General features: G+C 74.6%; 15 protein-coding genes and 1 pseudogene. 6 read left to right on the top strand and 10 right to left on the bottom strand.

Translation table 11 applies throughout. The features are described 5' to 3' along the window. Positions 1-65: 65 nt before the first annotated feature. The 3 genes from NR072_RS11400 (at position 66) to NR072_RS11390 (ending at position 2792) form a co-directional block, all read left to right on the top strand. A complete protein-coding gene (locus tag NR072_RS11400; RefSeq protein WP_256837300.1) occupies positions 66-1406 on the top strand; it encodes a histidine kinase in 1341 nt (446 codons plus the stop codon). Between the two features lie 56 nt (positions 1407-1462). Then, the gene (locus NR072_RS11395; RefSeq protein ID WP_036316208.1) at positions 1463-2155 is read left to right on the top strand and encodes a response regulator transcription factor; all 693 of its coding nucleotides are present in this window, start codon (positions 1463-1465) and stop codon (positions 2153-2155) included. A gap of 370 nt (positions 2156-2525) precedes the next feature. Next, positions 2526-2792 carry a hypothetical protein gene (locus NR072_RS11390; RefSeq protein WP_020625619.1) on the top strand — a complete coding sequence of 89 codons (267 nt, stop codon included), beginning with the start codon at positions 2526-2528 and terminating at the stop codon, positions 2790-2792. Between the two features lie 13 nt (positions 2793-2805). On the opposite strand, the gene NR072_RS11385 is transcribed toward NR072_RS11390, so the two are convergent. Beyond that, positions 2806-3402 (bottom strand): TetR/AcrR family transcriptional regulator, encoded by a 597-nt coding sequence (locus NR072_RS11385; RefSeq protein WP_256837296.1) that lies wholly within the window; start codon positions 3400-3402, stop codon positions 2806-2808. A gap of 144 nt (positions 3403-3546) precedes the next feature. Here NR072_RS11385 and NR072_RS11380 point away from each other — a divergent pair. Both NR072_RS11380 and NR072_RS11525 read left to right on the top strand, forming a co-directional pair. Then, positions 3547-4026: pseudogene (locus tag NR072_RS11380) on the top strand (ABC transporter ATP-binding protein); the annotation flags it as partial. Positions 4027-4145: 119 nt separating this feature from the next. After that, complete coding sequence (locus tag NR072_RS11525; protein ID WP_036382371.1) at positions 4146-5006, top strand: VOC family protein; 861 nt, start codon at positions 4146-4148, stop codon at positions 5004-5006. 15 nt (positions 5007-5021) lie between these two features. Here NR072_RS11525 and NR072_RS11370 read toward each other — a convergent pair whose 3' ends face one another. The 5 genes from NR072_RS11370 to NR072_RS11350 all read right to left on the bottom strand — a co-directional run bounded on the left by NR072_RS11370 (position 5022) and on the right by NR072_RS11350 (position 10539). Further along, a complete protein-coding gene (locus NR072_RS11370) occupies positions 5022-5999 on the bottom strand; it encodes a bile acid:sodium symporter family protein (RefSeq protein ID WP_036382369.1) in 978 nt (325 codons plus the stop codon). Between the two features lie 118 nt (positions 6000-6117). Further along, positions 6118-7113, bottom strand: a complete 996-nt coding sequence (locus NR072_RS11365) for a hypothetical protein (RefSeq protein WP_036314481.1) — start codon at positions 7111-7113, stop codon at positions 6118-6120. A 178-nt stretch (positions 7114-7291) separates the two neighbouring features. Continuing rightward, a complete protein-coding gene (locus NR072_RS11360; RefSeq protein ID WP_256837295.1) occupies positions 7292-9154 on the bottom strand; it encodes an ABC transporter ATP-binding protein in 1863 nt (620 codons plus the stop codon). Between the two features lie 58 nt (positions 9155-9212). Next, positions 9213-9683 (bottom strand): NUDIX domain-containing protein, encoded by a 471-nt coding sequence (locus NR072_RS11355; protein ID WP_036336764.1) that lies wholly within the window; start codon positions 9681-9683, stop codon positions 9213-9215. A 25-nt stretch (positions 9684-9708) separates the two neighbouring features. Further along, a complete protein-coding gene (locus tag NR072_RS11350) occupies positions 9709-10539 on the bottom strand; it encodes a LysE/ArgO family amino acid transporter (RefSeq protein ID WP_225348783.1) in 831 nt (276 codons plus the stop codon). A 69-nt stretch (positions 10540-10608) separates the two neighbouring features. Here NR072_RS11350 and NR072_RS11345 point away from each other — a divergent pair, with 69 nt between their 5' ends. After that, complete coding sequence (locus NR072_RS11345) at positions 10609-11532, top strand: ArgP/LysG family DNA-binding transcriptional regulator (protein ID WP_256837294.1); 924 nt, start codon at positions 10609-10611, stop codon at positions 11530-11532. Between the two features lie 94 nt (positions 11533-11626). Here the strand turns inward: NR072_RS11345 and NR072_RS11340 are convergent, their stop codons facing one another. The 4 genes from NR072_RS11340 to NR072_RS11325 all read right to left on the bottom strand — a co-directional run bounded on the left by NR072_RS11340 (position 11627) and on the right by NR072_RS11325 (position 15632). Continuing rightward, a complete protein-coding gene (locus NR072_RS11340) occupies positions 11627-12013 on the bottom strand; it encodes a WGxxGxxG family protein (RefSeq protein WP_036314487.1) in 387 nt (128 codons plus the stop codon). A 140-nt stretch (positions 12014-12153) separates the two neighbouring features. Further along, positions 12154-13731, bottom strand: a complete 1578-nt coding sequence (locus tag NR072_RS11335; RefSeq protein WP_240968685.1) for a HAMP domain-containing sensor histidine kinase — start codon at positions 13729-13731, stop codon at positions 12154-12156. 94 nt (positions 13732-13825) lie between these two features. Further along, on the bottom strand, positions 13826-14554 hold the full coding sequence (locus NR072_RS11330; RefSeq protein WP_036314541.1) for a response regulator transcription factor: 729 nt from the start codon (positions 14552-14554) through the stop codon (positions 13826-13828). Between the two features lie 334 nt (positions 14555-14888). After that, positions 14889-15632, bottom strand: a complete 744-nt coding sequence (locus NR072_RS11325) for a ubiquinone/menaquinone biosynthesis methyltransferase (RefSeq protein WP_036314489.1) — start codon at positions 15630-15632, stop codon at positions 14889-14891. Positions 15633-15810: the final 178 nt, after the last annotated feature.

Raw genomic sequence — 15810 nt, 5'->3', positions numbered from 1 at the left:
CGTCTCATCTCAGCCCGGCACCCATGTCAAGAACCTCATGCCCCACAACACCTAGGCTGGCCCGCGTGAACCCCCTGCGCCGCCTCGACCAGTGGACGCGCCTGCACCCCGTGCGCACCGACGTGATGGCCGCCGCGGCCCTGTTCACCGTGCTCGTGGCGCTGCCGTGGATCGCGCTCGGGCCGATGGTCGCCCCGGACCCCCAGGGCCGGCAGACGGCCGTCTCCCTCCTGGCCGGGGCCGGCATGGTCCTGCCGTGGGCCGTGCGCCGGGTGCGCCCGGTGGCCTCGGCCGCCGTCGTGACGGCCGCGGCCGTCCTGCACCTGCTCGCCGGGCCCGAGTTCAGCCTGTCCCTGCTGATGGTGCCGCTCACCGTCTACAACCTCGCTGCGAACGCGCCCCGGAGCGTCTCCGTGGCCGGGCTCCTCCTGGGGCTGGTCGGCGGCGTGGCCAACGGGGTGAAGGTGTGGCTGTTCCCGGCGCAGTTCGTCACCCCCGACGGCCTCACCGTCCGCTCCCCCGCGGAGCCGCTGGCCATGGTCATCATGGCGATCGGCTGCGGGCTCGTGGTGCTCACCGCGTGGGCGTTCGGCGACGTCGTGCGCAACCGCCGCCTCGCCGTGCGCGCCCTCGAGGACCGCGCCCACCGCCTCGAGGTGCAGTCCCGGCAGGAGCGCGAGCTCGCCGCCGCCGACGAGCGCAGCCACATCGCCCGGGAGATGCACGACATCGTCGCCCACTCCCTGCAGGTGGTCATCTCCCAGGCCGACGGCGCCCGGTACGCCGCCGCCGCCAAGCCCGCGCTCGCGGTCACCGCGCTCGAGACCATCGGCCAGACCGGCCGCTCCGCGCTCGCGGACATGCGCCAGCTGCTCGGCGTGCTCCGCGAGACCGGCGAGACCGTGGCCGGGGTGCCCGGCGTGACGGACGACGACGCCCGCCGTCCCGCCGACGTCGTCGCCGCCCCCGACGGCCGCGGCGCCCGCCTGCCCCCGGGCCGCCGGCCCCAGCCGCGGCTCGCGGACCTGCCCGCGCTCGTGGAGACGATGCGCCTCTCCGGACTCGAGGTGTCCCTGCTGGAGACCGACACGCCCCGCCGTGCGCTGCCGGCGGGCGGTGAGCTGGCCGCGTACCGGATCGTGCAGGAGGCGCTCACCAACACGCTGCGCCACGGCGGGCCGGACGCGGATGCGTTCGTCACGCTCGCCTGGACGGCGCGCGGCCTGGACCTGCAGATCGACGACGACGGCCGCGGCGCCGCCGCCGACCCCGCCACCCGGGGCAGCGGCCAGGGTCTGCGGGGGGCCGCCGAGCGGACGGCCCTGTTCGGCGGGACGCTCGAGTCGGGGCCGCGCGTGGGGGCCGGGTACCGCGTGTCCGCCCACCTGCCGTACTCGGCGGTATGAGGGGTGGCCGCCCCCGTCCCACCCGCTCACCCCGCCCGACTTGAGAGGATGACCCCATGAGCTCTGAGGAGACCGTCCCCGTCCGCGTGGCCCTGGTGGACGACCAGGCACTGATCCGCTCCGGGCTGGCCATGCTCGTGGACTCGCAGCCGGACCTGACGGTCGTGGCGGAGGCGGGCAGCGGGCGCGAGGCGGTGGCGTCGGTGTCCGTGGCGGGCGCCGACGTCGTGCTGATGGACGTGCGCATGCCGGAGATGGACGGCATCGAGGCCACCCGCGCGCTGCTGCGCCGGCCGGACGCCCCGCGCGTCGTGGTGCTGACCACCTTCGACCTGGACGAGTACGCCTTCGACGCGATCGAGGCGGGCGCCAGCGGCTTCCTGCTCAAGGACGCCCCGCCCGAGGAGCTGCTCGCCGCGATCCGCACGGTGCACCGGGGCGACGCCGTGATCGCCCCGTCCACGACGCGCCGGCTCCTGACGCACATGGCCCCGCGTCTGCGCTCGGACCAGGTCCGCAGCGCCGAGTGCGAGGAGCAGCAGGCGGCCGTGGCGTCGCTGACCCCGCGCGAGCACGAGGTGCTGGTGCTCATGGCGCAGGGCGCCGCGAATCTGGAGATCGCCGCCGAGCTCGTGCTCTCCGAGGCCACGGTGAAGACGCACGTCGGCCGGGTGCTGGCCAAGCTCGGCGCCCGCGACCGCGTGCAGGCCGTGCTCATCGCCCACCGCGCGGGCCTCGTGCAGTTCTGACCCGCCGTTCCGGCACGCCCTGCAGCCCCCGCCCTAGCCCCTGCCCCACCCCTCGTCGAGGCCCGCAGACACGCCGCTACGCCGTCGTCGTAGCGGCGTGTCTGCGGGCCTCAACGGCCGGCCTCGGCGGTCGGCCGGGGCGGTCGGCCGGGGCGGCGGGGCCCTTCCCTGAGCCACTCCCCAGGCACCTGCCAGCACAATCACAGGTCATACCTGGGTATGAGTCGGACGCCCCGAGGTTCATCCTCATGGCCCTGCCGGTGCGCCCACCCCCTCCGCGATGCTGGACGCAGGCCCCGCAGCGGGTCCGCCGCCGGGGTGCACGCGCCGATGGCCGCCCCGGCCCGACGCGCACTGGAGGAGAGGCACCATGACCGGCAGCATCCTGGACCACCCCACCCCGACGACGTCCCGCGCCTCCGACCCAGCCGCCGAGCAGGCGCAGCGGGACAGTGAATGCGTGGCCTTCTTCGTGGCGCTGGTGACGGCCGCCGTCGTGATGCTGGGCCTGAGCCTGTTCACGGGGGTCGAGGGGCTGCTCCGCCTGGCACTCACCGCGGGCGCCGGCCTGCTCGCCGGCGCCGTCGCGTGGGCCACCGCCCGCCCCGTCCTGGAGGACGACGCCCCGGGCGACTGACCCGGCTGCGCCCTCAGGGCCGCAGGCCGCGCAGGTACGTGTCCAGCAGCCAGCGCCGCTGGTCCGGGCCGTGGCCCAGCAGCGCGCACTCCGGCGACCGGGTGACCATGAGCAGGCCGAACAGGTAGTCCGCCCCGGTCACGTCCGGGCCCACGAGCCCGGCCCGCCGCGCCTCGGCCACCACCTGGTCCGCGAGCTCGAGGATCACACGCTCGGCCTCGGCGATGAGGGCCTCGGGCGGCCGGTCGGCGGGGTCGAAGTCGTCCCGGGCCGCCGCGAGCGAGGCCAGGTTCACGGCCCCCAGGTCCTCCGCGAGCCTCCGCCACCGCGCCTCGGTCCCACCGCCGTGCCCGTCCCCGCCCACCCCGTCGAGGAAGGCCTGCAGGATCCCCCCGGTGCGGGCCACGACGTCCTCGAGCACGGCGTCCAGCAGATCCCGACGCGTGGGGAAGTGCCGGTACAGCGTCCCCACGCCGACCCCGGCCTCCTGCGCCACCCCGCGCAGGGACATCGCCGCCCCCTGGGTGGCGATGAGACGGCCGGCGGCCGCCAGCAGGTCCTGGCGGTTGGCGCGGGCGTCGGCTCTTATGTCCCCATCATCCCACTCCACCCCGCACCGCCCGGCGGCGGGGACCTGACGCCCTCGGGTCCACGCCTCGCCGGCCCGCCTCATCCCCGGGCATGACCCGCCGCCCGCGGAGGTGGTCCCCTCCTCCGATCCGCCCCGCCGGGTCCGCGCGGGAGAGTGGCCGCCATGGACACCTCTTCCCCCGCACACCCCTTCTCCCCCACGACCCCCGGCCCCGTCGCGCCGGGGCCGGGCACGCCGTCGTCGTCCGCCACCACGACGACGGCGCCCGCCGTCTGCGCCCGCGGCCTCACCCGCGCCTACGGGCGCGGTGACGCGCAGGTGCACGCCCTGCGCGGGGTGGACGTGGACTTCGCCTCGGGCGCGTTCACCGCGATCATGGGGCCCTCGGGGTCGGGCAAGTCGACGCTCCTGCACTGCCTGGCCGGGCTGGACGCGCGGACCTCGGGCTCCGTGAGGATCGGCGGCACGGAGATCACAGGACTGGACGACACCGCCCTGACCCGCCTGCGCCACCGCCCGCACGAGCTCTCGGGCGGTCAGCAGCAGCGCGTCGCCGTCGCCCGCGCCCTGCTCACCCGACCGGGCGTCGTGTTCGGGGACGAGCCCACCGGCAACCTGGACACCGCCACCTCCACCGAGGTGTGAGCAGGCGGGGCGCGGTGCGTGCGAGCCGCGCCCCACAGCTCGGCGCCGGTCCGCGGCCCCGGCGACGCGCCCGAGACCTCGTGACGGGGTCCCGGGCGCGCCCTACGCTGAGCCGCATGAGCGAGACCCTCCTCGCTGCCCCTGCCGCCCCCGCCGGCTCCCCCGCCTGGATCGACTACACCGCCCCCGACTTCGCCCGCCAGCAGGCCTTCTACGAGGCCCTCTTCGGCTGGTCCTTCACCGACTCCGGCGAGGAGTTCGGCCACTACCGCATGATCACCAAGGACGGCGCCTCCGTGGGCGGCGCCATGGACGCCGACCAGCTCTCGCAGATGACCGGCGAGGACGCCCCGCCCGCCGCGTGGACCGTGTACCTGCGCACACAGGACATGGACGCCACCCTCACCGCCGTGCGGGAGAACGGCGGCGCCGTGCTCGTGGACGCCATGCCCGTCGGCGACCTCGGTGTGATGGCCATGGCCGAGGGCCCGGGCCACGAGGTGGTGGGCTTCTGGCAGTCCGGCACCTTGGCCGGCCATGACCTGCCGCTCACCCCCGGCACCTCCGTGTGGTTCGAGCTCATGACGACCCGCTTCGACGAGTCCGCCGAGTTCTACCGCGCCGTGGCCGGCTGGCAGCCCACCCCGCTGGGGGACGACGGCGCCCCGGAGGACACGCAGACCGCGGCCGACGCCGAGGACGCGGCCCACGACGGCCCCCGCTACGCGACGAACCACCCGTTCGACCGCGCGACCGCGGGCCTGTGCGACGCGCGGGCCTGGCTGCCGCCGAACGCGGTGGGGTACTGGCGCATGTACATCGCCGTCGCGGACACGGACCGCGCGCTCGAGGTGATCCGCGAGCACGGCGGCACGGTCCTGGACGGCCCCCAGGACTCCCCGTTCGGCCGCGTCACCACCGTGCAGGACCCCGCCGGGGCCACGTTCCAAATCAACGAGCCGCCCGCGCAGGGCTGACCTGCGCCGCGGCCCTCACTCCTGCGCGGCGCGCCGGCCGTCGGAACGGCGGTAGGCCATCGCGAGCACGGCCCCGGAGAGGTTATGCCAGATCGAGAACACGGCGCCCGGCAGGGCTGCCGCCGGCGAGATGTACTGCGCGGCGAGGCCCGCGGCCAGGCCCGAGTTCTGCATGCCGACCTCGATCGAGACCGTGCGCGCCACGGGCGTGGGCAGCCGGAACAGCTTCGCCGCGCCGTAGCCGAGCAGGTAGCCGAGCCCGTTGTGCAGCACCACCGCTGCGAACACCAGCAGGCCCGCCGACAGCACGCGGGAGGCGCTGTTGCCGACGACGGCGGCCACCACCAGCGCGATGAACACCACCGAGACCCACGGCAGGGCGGGCAGCACGCGGTCGACGACGCGGCGCAGCAGCAGGCGCACGACGAGTCCGCCCAGGACCGGCAGGAGCACGATGTTCACGATGGACTTCGCCATGGCGCCGCCGTCGACGGCCATGTACTGGCCGGCCAGCCACAGGGTGAGCAACGGCGTGAGCAGCGGGGCCAGGAGCGTGGACACGGAGGTCATGGCCACGGAGAGGGCGGTGTCGGCGCGGGCGAGGTAGCTGACCACGTTCGAGGACGTGCCGCCCGGGGCCGAGCCCACGAGGATCACGCCCGCCGCGAGCTCGGGCGGCAGCTGGAGCACGACGGCGACGCCGAGCCCCAGCAGCGGCATGATCGCGTACTGCGCCACCACGCCCAGCAGCACGGGCAGCGGCCGGCGGGCGACGAGGCCGAAGTCCGGAAGGGTCAGCGTCAGGCCCATGCCGAACATGATGATCCCGAGGAACAGGTTGACCTGGGGCAGCAGCGTCTTCGCGGCGGTCGGGGCGAGGAAGCCCACGAGCGCGGCGGCGAGCACCAGCAGCGGGAAGACGGTGACGGCGATGCGTGCGGAGCGGTCTTCCGCGCGGCGGGCGTCGGTGGGGGCGGGATCCGGTGCGGTCATCCCGTCATGGTAGGAGCGCGACCGCGGTGCGTCGTCGCGTGACGCGGCGCCGTCGTCGGCCTTCCGGAATCTTCTGCGCCCCTGACCCTTCTGGACGTCCGCTCCCGCCCCAGAAGGGTCAGTTCCGCAGACGATCCTCCGCGCCACCGGCGTCGAGACCGCCACGCTCCGCGATCGCGGCCCGCACCAGCCCCGCCGTCTCGACGAATCCCCGCCACCGGTCCGTCCCCGCCACCCGGATGTTGAGCCAGCCCTGACGCAGGAACACCGCGTCCCGGCGGGTGTCCTTGCCGACCTGCGCGGCGCCGTCGTGGGTCTTGCCCTCGTAGTGGATCGCGATCCGCCACCGCCGGTAGCCGAGGTCCGCGCTGGCGGGGTGCCACAGCGAGTAGTCCGGGTCCCAGAGCTCGATCTGCAGGTCCGGCTCGGGCAGCCCCGCGGCCATCAGCGCCAGGCGCAGTTCGGTCTCGGCCGGGGAGTCGGAACCGGTGCGCACGAGCGCGAGCGCCTCCCGCGCCCGCACGATCCCGGCCTCGCCGGTGTGCCGCTCGAGCGCGGCGCCGAGCTCCCGGCGGGTGGCCAGCGCGACCTTCCCCCGCCGTTCGTCCTCCCGTGCCAGCCGATCTCCGACCGCCACGAGCGCGTCTCGGTCCAGGACGGTGGCCAGGTGGAACCAGGTGTCGGCGTGCGAGGTCCATCGCAGCCCGTGCAGCCGGTCCCTCCGCACGAGGACGCGGTCCAGGTCCACGAGCCGGGTGCGCACGCCGGGCTCCCGTAGCACCCGGCGGGTGCGGGACCGCAGGACGGTAGGACGCACCCGGGCCTTCACGTCGTCCGGGAGGGGCCAGCCCAGCAACCGGGCCACGGACTCTCCGGTCACCACGACGTCGGGACGCATCGCCGCCAGGTCCTGCAGCCGGGACAGCTCGGTGGCGAGGGGACGCGCGGGCGGCGTCGCCCCGGTGACGGGGCCGATCCAGCGGTAGTGGCCGTGCGCGACGCGTTCGACGTCCCGGCTGCGCAGCCGCGACCCGGACACCCCGGCGGCCAGCGCCTGCGCCCGCGTGAACGGGGCGTCCTGGAGGTGGGCGGGGAAGGGTCCGGGCACGCGCATGGCCCCGATCCTGCTCGCTCCCGACGTCGGCGGGCCCGGTTGTCCACAGGCCCTGCGGAGGCGTCGGGCCGACGTCGTCGTGGACGTCCTGCCGCGCGCTGGGAATCCGTTGCACATCTGACCCTTCTGGGCCGCCGCGCAGCGCTCGGAAGGGTCGGATCCGCAGAAGATTCCGGGATCACCCGCTCAGCCCGTACTCCTTCAGCATCTTCCGGGCCTCCTGGGTGCCGGCCCTCTGCAGCTCGAGCAGCTGCGCGTAGATCCCGCCGGACTCCGCCAGCTCCGCGGGGGAGCCGACCTCCTCCACCCGCCCGGCGCGCAGGGTCACGATCCGGTCCACGGAGGCGATCGTGGAGAGCCGATGCGCCACGATCAGGCTGGACCGGCCCACCATGAGCTCGTCCAGGGCCGCCTGCACGAGCCGTTCGGACTTCGTGTCCAGCGCGGAGGTGGCCTCGTCCAGCACGAGGATCGGCGCGTCCTTCAGCACGGCCCGCGCCACCGCGATCCGCTGCTTCTGCCCGCCGGACAGCCGCAGCCCGCGCTCGCCGATCACCTGCTCGTAGCCGTCGTCGAACGCCTCCACGAACCGGTGCGCGTACGCGGCCTCGGCGGCGGCCCGGACGCGCTCGTCGGAGGCGTCGGGGTCCGCGTAGGCGATGTTCTCGCGCACCGTCCCGGAGAACAGGCTCGGCTCCTGGAACACGGTGGCGATCCGCCCGCGCAACGCGGCCAGGTCCAGCCCGGCGACGTCCTGTCCGAACACCTCGATGCGTCCGCTCGTCACCGGGTACAGGCCCAGCAGCAGGTGCGCGATGGTCGACTTCCCGCCGCCCGACTCGCCCACGAGCGCCACCCTGGCACCCTGAGGGATGTCGAAGGACACGCGGTCCAGCACGGGGCGGGAGGCGTCGGCGTCGTAGGCGAAGGAGACCTCGTCGAAGCGCACGGCCGGCACGTCCGCGGGGACGTCCGGCGCACCCGCCACGACGTCGGCCCGCGGCTCCGCCGGCACGCGCGGCTCCTCCGCACCCACCGCCGCGAGCGCCGCCCCGCCGGCCCGCTCGCGCTCCTCGGCGAGCACCTCGAAGTAGTCCTTCGACCCGGCGACGGCGCGCTGGGCGGAGTCCACGAGGAAGCTCATGGAGAAGATCGGCTGCCGGGCCATGTTCATCAGCTGCAGGAGGATCACCATGTCGCCCACGGAGAACAGGCCCTGCGCGGTGCGGACGAACACGATCAGGTACATCGCGCCGAAGGCCACGTTCAGGGCGAGCCGGCGCCCGGCGTCCATGCCGTGCCAGAACCGGGACTGCTGCCGGGTGATCTCCACGGTCCGCAGGAACCGGTCGCGGAACCCGGTGAGCTCGTGGTCCTGCCGGTTGTAGGCCCGCACCACGGACATCTGGGAGACCACCTCGGCGAACCGCCCCGAGGCGACGTCCACCTCCGTGTTCTTCTCCCCCTCCCACACCTGCCACTTCGCGGACGTCCGCGCGGTGAGCCACATGTACACGGGGAAGACGACGGCCAGCAGGATCGCCAGCGGCCACCAGTAGAACGCCGTGATCACGAGCACCGCGGCGGTGGTGACGAGCATGGTGAACGCGTTGTTCGCGAAGAACTGCAGAAACTGGGTGATCTCGTTGATGGTGCGGTTCAACCGGTTGACGACCCGCCCGGTGATCGCGGTGTCGAAGTACCGCTGGGGCAGGTGCAGCAGCTGCTCGAAGTACCGCGTGGAGAGAATGGTGCGCATGCGCGCGGCCATCACGTCGCCCCAGTAGCCGCCCACGCTCACCACCAGGGTGGTCGCCACCTCGACGGCGAGGAACGCGACCGCCAGCCAGGTCACCGCGGTGACGGCCTCGGCCACGTCGGTCTCCCCCGCGACGGCGGCGACGATCCGGTCCGTGGCCGCACCGATCAGGAACGGGGTGGCCAGGGCCAGCACCGCGGCCAGCACGGAGCTGACGGCGATGCCGAGGTAGAGGCGGTGGAGCTGGGGCGCGAAGCGCAGGATGCGGAGCAGCGACGTCACCCGGCCAGGCTAGTGGCCGGTGCGGACATCAGCGCGGGCCGGTCGGCCCGCCTGGAGGTCAGAACGGGGGCGCTGCCGCGACGGCGGCCAGCACGGGGTGCAGCAGCGGGGCCACGCCGTGCCCGCCCGGTGCGGCCGGGGCGGCGGGGTCCATCCAGTGCAGCTCGACGATCTCGTCCGTCGGCTCGGGGACCTCGTGCCGGGCGACGGGCCGCCACAGCGCGAACACCTCCGAGTGCAGGGCGGCGCCGGGCTCGTTGGCGGCGGCGGTGTCCCACGCGCCCAGGCGGGTCAGCTCGTCCGGGCGCAGGCGCAGCCCGGTCTCCTCGGCCACCTCGCGGACGGCGGTGTCCACGGGGGCCTCGCCGGGCAGGTGCTTGCCGCCGGGGAACATGAACATGGCGGTGCCGGCCTTGCGGACGGTCAGCACGCGGCGGTCCGGGCGGGCCAGCACGACGGCGGAGACGCGGATGACCTCCCCGGCTGCGACGGTCGGCGTGGGGGCGGAGTCGGAGGGGGAAGGACTCATGCCCCCATCATCCTCCCCGGGCGGCTCAGAGGAGCGTGAGCCCCACCTTCACGGCGATTCCCAGCATGAGCACGCCCACCACGGCGTCCACGATCCGCCACGTCCGCGCCGAGTCCATGGACGGGGCGAGCTTGGTGCCGCCCCAGCCGAGCGCGGCGAACCACACGAGCGAGGCCGCCACCGCGCCGCCCACGTACGCCCACTTCGCCGCCCCGAACGTCTGCGCGAAGGTGCCCATCATCACCACCGTGTCGAGGATGGCGTGCGGGTTCACCAGGGAGACGGACAGCGCCAGCAGGATGATCCGCGGCAGCGGCGTCTGTGGGCGGTCCAGCGCCACGCGGCGCGGCTGCACGCGCTGCCGCACCGCCACCGATCCGCCGCCCGAGGGGGCGCCGACGCCGGGCGCGCCGTCGTCGTGACGCCCGACGCCGGCCCCGGCCGGCTCGCGCTCGGCCAGGCGGCCGGTCGCCGGGTCGATCAGGGGCAGCTCGCCGGTGAGGACCGCGAGGTCCATGCGGTCGGGGCCGTGCCCGGTCCCCGCGCCGTCCGCGGCCGCGGTGCTGAGGGTCCGGTCCCCGCGCCAGGCGGAGCGCAGCGCGCCCACGGCGAACGCGAGGAGGTAGACCACGCCGGCCACGGTCAGCGCGGGCACGAGCCACGGCCAGCGTTCGGCCACCACGCCCACGCCGCCGGCGCCGAGCACGAGCAGCGCCACATCGGCCACGAAGCACACGGTCAGGACGGTCCACACGCGGTCGCGTCGGACGATCTGGCGCAGCAGGAACAGGGTCTGCGCGCCGATGGCGACGATGAGGGCGAGGTAGGTCAGGAATCCGGTGGCGAAGATGGTCACCGAGCGAGGATAGGAGCCGTCCCACGTCCGTGCCATCGCGATCTTCTTTAGGATCTGAAGACATCCTTCATGGCCACCCCTACCCTGGACCGCATGAACTCCGACCACCTGCGCGCACTCGTCGCGGCCGTCGACCACGGCACCTTCGACGCCGCCGCGGACTCCCTGCGGATCTCCGGCTCGGCCTTCTCGCAGCGGATCAAGGCCCTGGAGCGGCAGGTGGGCCAGGTGCTCCTGGCCCGCACCGTCCCCGTCCGGCCGACCGCGGCCGGAGAGCGCATGCTCCGTCTCGCCCGGCAGACCCTCGCGCTCGAGGACGAGGCGCTCGCCGCGCTCGGCCGGGGCGACGGCGGGCGCGTGCCGCTGCGCGTGGCCCTCAACGCGGACTCCCTCGACACGTGGTGGGAGCCCGTGCTGCGCGAGGCGGCGACGTGGGACGACGTCGTCCTGCAGATGCAGTCCGAGGACCAGGAGCACACCGCCGTCCTGCTGCGGGACGGTGCGGTGGTGGCCGCCGTGACGGACGACCCCACGCCCGTGGCCGGGTGCACCTCCACCCCGCTGGGCACGATGCGCTATCACGCGGTGTGCGCGTCCTTCCTGCTGGAGCTGCACCGCGACGCGCGGGGCCGGGTGGACTTCGGCTCGCTGCCGATCGTGGACTACGGCCCCCGCGACGGCCTGCAGCGCACGGTGCTGCGCCGCGTCACCCGGGGCCGCCCCGCGATCGTCCCGCCGACCCACCTGGTGCCGTCCGTGCACGCGTATCTGCGGGCGGTGGAGCTCGGGCTGGGCTGGGGCATGCTCCCCTCGGTGCAGATCCCGCCGGGCGTGCTCGAGGGCCGGCACCCCGACCTCGAGCCGATCCCGGCCCTCGGCACGGCCGACGTGCACCTGCACTGGCAGCGCTGGACGGCCGGGACCGCGGCCCTGGACCGCCTCACGGACGCGGTGCTGCGCGCCGCGCCCTCGGCGGGGGACACCGCGGACTGACGGGCGCATTCGAGACCCGCCCCGGACGCGCCGCGACCCCCGCCGGAGGGGCGGGGGGCGCGGTCACGGGCCGCTCGGGGCGGCCGGGGTCGGGTCAGCGGGCGTCGCCGGTGCCCGGGCGGCGGGTGTCCGCGCCCTCGGCGCGCACGTCGCCGGCGCGGTCGTCCACGCGGTGCACGTCATGGTCGCGGTGCGCGCCGCCCACGTGGTGGTCGCGGCGCACGGGCTCGGCGTGCACCTCACGCTTGCGGCGGCCGGCCAGGCCCGCCAGGCCCAGCAGGCCGGCCAGGCCCCACAGGCCCCAGTTGCCGTTGTCGTCCTTCTCCTCCTCCTGGGGGGCGGGCGACTCGGAGGCCGGTGCCGTCGTGGCGGCCTCGGTGGCCGGGGCCGTGGTCTGCGCGACGGCGGCGGGGGCACCGAGGCCGGTGACGACGGCGGCGGCGAGGGTCAGGGCAGTGGCGGTTCGGCGGATGTCAGTCATGTTCGTGCTCCTCTCACCGGCGGCCTTCGCCGACCGGCGTCGGGGTGGATCGGCCGGAAGTCCCGGACGACCCTTTCGGTCATACACAGGCACCGTACGTACAGGGGGGTGGGGGTACGTCAACGGTTGCCGTCCCGGGGTCAGGGCCGGCCGGCCCGGGCGGAGCCGCAGCAGGAGCCCGCAGCCCCCGGCCCGGCGCGCCCCGGGGTGCAGGGCACGACGACGTCGAAACGCGTCCACCCGCCCTCGGACGCCACGGTCACGTCCCCGCCATGGCTGCGCGCGATCGAGCGCACGATGGCCAGACCCAGACCCGTGGACGGCTCCGTGCCCGGGGCGCTCGTCCGGCCCTTCCCGGGGCCCCGGACGAAGCGGTGGAAGAGGGTGGCGTGTCGGTCGGCCGGGATGCCGCCGCCGTCGTCGTGGACGCTGACGAGCATGAAGCCGGGCCGGGGCTGGTCCTGCCGCACGGAGGCCGTGACGGTGGTCCCGACGGGGGTGTGCTTGGCCGCGTTGGAGAGCAGGTTGCCGACCACGCGGGCCAGCTGCGACCGGTCGCCGGTGACGCACCGCTGGGTGCCCGGCTCCACCCCTGCGGGCAGGTCCACCACCCACGTGTGGTCCGGCCACGCGGCGCGGGCGTCCATCACGCCCTCGAGGACCACCTCGGACAGGTCCACCTGTTCGGCCAGCGCCACCTCCCCGGAGGGCGCCAGGCCCATGGCCCGGCCGCGGGAGACGGACTCGAGCCGTTCGAGCAGGAGCATGTCGTCCACGAGGGCGGCCATGCGGTCGGCCTGGAACAGCACCCGGTCGAGCGACCGCCGGCCAGTCGCGGAGAGCTCCTCCGTCATCGCGATCATCTCGGCGTAGCCGCGCACCGAGGCGAGCGGCGTGCGCAGCTCGTGGGAGGCGTCCGCCATGAACCGGCGCATCTGCTGCTCCTGCACGCGGCGCTGCTCCAGGGCCGCCTCGACCGAGCCGGTGAACCGGTCGAGCGCCTGGGCGACGACGGCCACCTCGTCCGGCCCCTGCAGGAGCCGAGGCGGCATGCGTGAGTCCTCCGGATCGAGCCCGGCGCGGGCCATGTCCACCTGGGCGACCCGCTCGGCGACGGCGGCGACCTCGCGCAGCGGGGCCAGGCCCCGACGCAGCCACAGGGTCACCAGGATCGCGGTGGTGAGGACGGTGACGGACAGTCCGACGGCGACCGCGAGCAGCGCCTGCCGTGTGACGTCGGACATGGCGCCCGTCGGCGCCCCCACCACGAGCACCTGGTCCGCGGCCACCCAGGGGCCCGGCGCGGTCAGGGTCTGGGCCTGGACGCGATAGGAGACGTCGCCGACGACGGCGTCCAGCATCGGCCCGCCCGGCCGGTCCCGGAGGGCGTGCAGAAGGTCGTGGGCCTCCCGCGCCGTGAGCGGCACGGACTCCCCGGCGTCACCGACCCGGTGCCCGATGAGGGCGTCCTGCTGATGCTCCTCCAGACCGGAGAGCGGGACGAGCGCGACCACCGTGCCCTCGGGCTGGCCGAGGGTGCCCGGCACGCGGAGGTCCCCCTGCCCCGGGCCGCCGTCGCCCCCTCCGCCCGGCGAGGGGGCCGTCAGCTGCTCCGAGGCGCGGATCCATGCTTCGGAGGCGTCCCGGGAGGCGGATTCGGTCAGCAGGGCCTTCGTGATGCCGGCCGCGTAGAACGAGTAGGCCAGGATGGTGGCCATCAGGATCAGAAGGACGCCGGCGCCGATGCGTCGGGCCAGCGACGTGGGCCGCCTGCGGCGGGTGCTGCCGTGCCCCGACGGGACCGCGGCGGTCTCAGGCAGGCCGGATGACATACCCGGCGCCGCGGATGGTGTGGATCATGGGATCCCGGTCCGCGTCGATCTTCTTCCGCAGGTAGGAGATGTACAGCTCGACGATGTTCGCGCGGCCGCCGAAGTCGTAGCCCCAGACGTCCTGCAGGATGCGCTCCTTGGAGAGCACCGTGCGGACGTTGGCCATGAGGAACTTCAGCAGGTTGTACTGCGTGGCCGTCAGCTCGATCTCGTCGCCGCCGCGGGTCACCTCGTGGGTGCGGGTGTTCATCACCAGGTCGCCGACCACGAGCACCTCGGAGCCGCCCGAGACCACGCCGGAGCGCTGCACGAGCCGGTGCGCGCGGATGAGCACCTCCTCCATGGAGAAGGGCTTGGTCACGTAGTCGTCGCTGCCGGCGGCCAGGCCCGCCACGCGGTCCTCGGTCGCGTCCTTGGCGGTGAGGAACATGGCGGGCATCTCCGACCAGTGGGCGCGCAGGCGATCCAGGACGTCCAGGCCGTCCATGTCCGGCAGCATGACGTCCAGGATCGCCAGGTCCGGACGGCCGGCGGTGCCCAGCTCGGCGGCGGTCGCGCCGTCGTGGGCCACGATCACCTCCCAGCCGCAGAGGGTGAAGCCCATGGAGAGCAGGTCGGCGATCATCGGCTCGTCGTCCACGACGAGCACCCGCACCGGCGCGCCGTCCGGGTGCGAGAGCTCGGGCAGGACCTTCTTCAGCTCCGCCATGGATGACGGGCCGGTGGTGCTCTGGATGGGGCTCACAAGGTTCCTCTACGTTCAAGAGACGGTTCACGGTGCCCACGCGGACGTCGCGGGCTGCGGGGGACGAGCGCCTCGCGACGGAGGGGCGACGCCGTTCCGGGGGATGGCGGACGGGCGGCGACCGGAGGCCGGGGGGTGCGCGGATCCCCCCTCGACGGAGCCCCATGCTACGCGGATCAGCCGGGTCGGCCCAGAGTCTTCTCGGATTGCGGACATCAGCGTGACTCGTCACAGCCCTGACGCATCCGGCGGCGCCACCGGGGCCGCCCTGTGCTGACGCCGCGCCGCGTGGCCCGCGTCAGTCGACCGGCTTCATGGCCCAGTGCGTGGCCAGGGTGCCGAACATGTGGGTCTCGTGCCCGATGTTCACGAAGCCGGCCTCGGCGAAGAGGTCCGCGACCTCGTCCGGCGTGTGGAACGCCTTCGTCGAGGAGGACAGGTACGCGTAGGCCTCCGGCCGGTCGGCGATCAGCTTCGCCAGCTGTGGCATCACCCGGTGGATGTAGAAGGAGGAGAAGGGCTTGAGCACGTTGTCCGGCGCCGGCGACGTCTCGAGGGCCGCGACCCAGCCGCCCGGGCGCAGCACACGGAACTGCTCGGCGAGGGTCGCCGGGATGTCCGCGACGTTGCGCAGCAGGTAGCCGTGGGTCACGGCGTCGAACGAGCCGGCCTCGAACGGCAGGTCCGTGGCGTCCGCGACGACCCACTCGATGCGGTCCCCGCCCGCGCGGGCACGGCCGACCTCCATCATCTCGGCGGCGATGTCGGCGCCCACCACCTGCGCGTCGGGGTGCTGCTTGAGCACCTCGAACGCGAGGTCCCCGGTGCCGGTGGCCAGGTCGAGCACGCGGGCCTGCGCGGGGATGTTGGCCCGCGCCACCGTGCGGCGCACCAGGCGCGGCTCCTGACCCCATGTCATGACGGCGTTCATCAGGTCGTAGCGGCCGGCGATGGCGTCGAACATCGCGGAGACCCGGTCGTGGTGGTCGGCGGCGCCGCGCTGCGCGTCGCCGCGCGGGGCGGGGAGGGGGTTCTGGCTCACCAGGCCACCGTATCCCGCCGACCTCCCCCGACGACGCCCCTCACCGGGATTGCACAGAGGCGTTAGGTTGCCCTAACCTTCCGGAGTTACCTCACGTCAGTGTTTGCTAATGCCGGCCCGGCAGGGCCGACGCATCCTCCGACCGCAGACCCGACCCCCTCCGCCCGGCGCCCGCGCG

This window comes from Micrococcus sp. Mcc89 (assembly GCF_024519795.1).
Taxonomy (GTDB): Bacteria; Actinomycetota; Actinomycetes; order Actinomycetales; family Micrococcaceae; genus Micrococcus; species Micrococcus luteus.
The sequence above is the reverse complement of the archived record's forward strand: the minus strand, read 5'-3'. Positions and strand labels throughout refer to the sequence as shown.

What these genes read in the sequence shown, in the direction of transcription:
- NR072_RS11395 (WP_036316208.1), top strand. Translation starts at nt 1,463, where the DNA reads ATGAGCTCTGAGGAGACCGTCCCCGTCCGCGTGGCCCTGGTGGACGAC.
- NR072_RS11390 (WP_020625619.1), top strand. Translation starts at nt 2,526, where the DNA reads ATGACCGGCAGCATCCTGGACCACCCCACCCCGACGACGTCCCGCGCC.
- NR072_RS11525 (WP_036382371.1), top strand. Translation starts at nt 4,146, where the DNA reads ATGAGCGAGACCCTCCTCGCTGCCCCTGCCGCCCCCGCCGGCTCCCCC.
- NR072_RS11370 (WP_036382369.1), bottom strand. Translation starts at nt 5,999, where the DNA reads ATGACCGCACCGGATCCCGCCCCCACCGACGCCCGCCGCGCGGAAGAC.
- NR072_RS11365 (WP_036314481.1), bottom strand. Translation starts at nt 7,113, where the DNA reads ATGCGCGTGCCCGGACCCTTCCCCGCCCACCTCCAGGACGCCCCGTTC.
- NR072_RS11355 (WP_036336764.1), bottom strand. Translation starts at nt 9,683, where the DNA reads ATGAGTCCTTCCCCCTCCGACTCCGCCCCCACGCCGACCGTCGCAGCC.
- NR072_RS11345 (WP_256837294.1), top strand. Translation starts at nt 10,609, where the DNA reads ATGGCCACCCCTACCCTGGACCGCATGAACTCCGACCACCTGCGCGCA.
- NR072_RS11340 (WP_036314487.1), bottom strand. Translation starts at nt 12,013, where the DNA reads ATGACTGACATCCGCCGAACCGCCACTGCCCTGACCCTCGCCGCCGCC.
- NR072_RS11335 (WP_240968685.1), bottom strand. Translation starts at nt 13,731, where the DNA reads ATGGCCACCATCCTGGCCTACTCGTTCTACGCGGCCGGCATCACGAAG.
- NR072_RS11330 (WP_036314541.1), bottom strand. Translation starts at nt 14,554, where the DNA reads ATGGCGGAGCTGAAGAAGGTCCTGCCCGAGCTCTCGCACCCGGACGGC.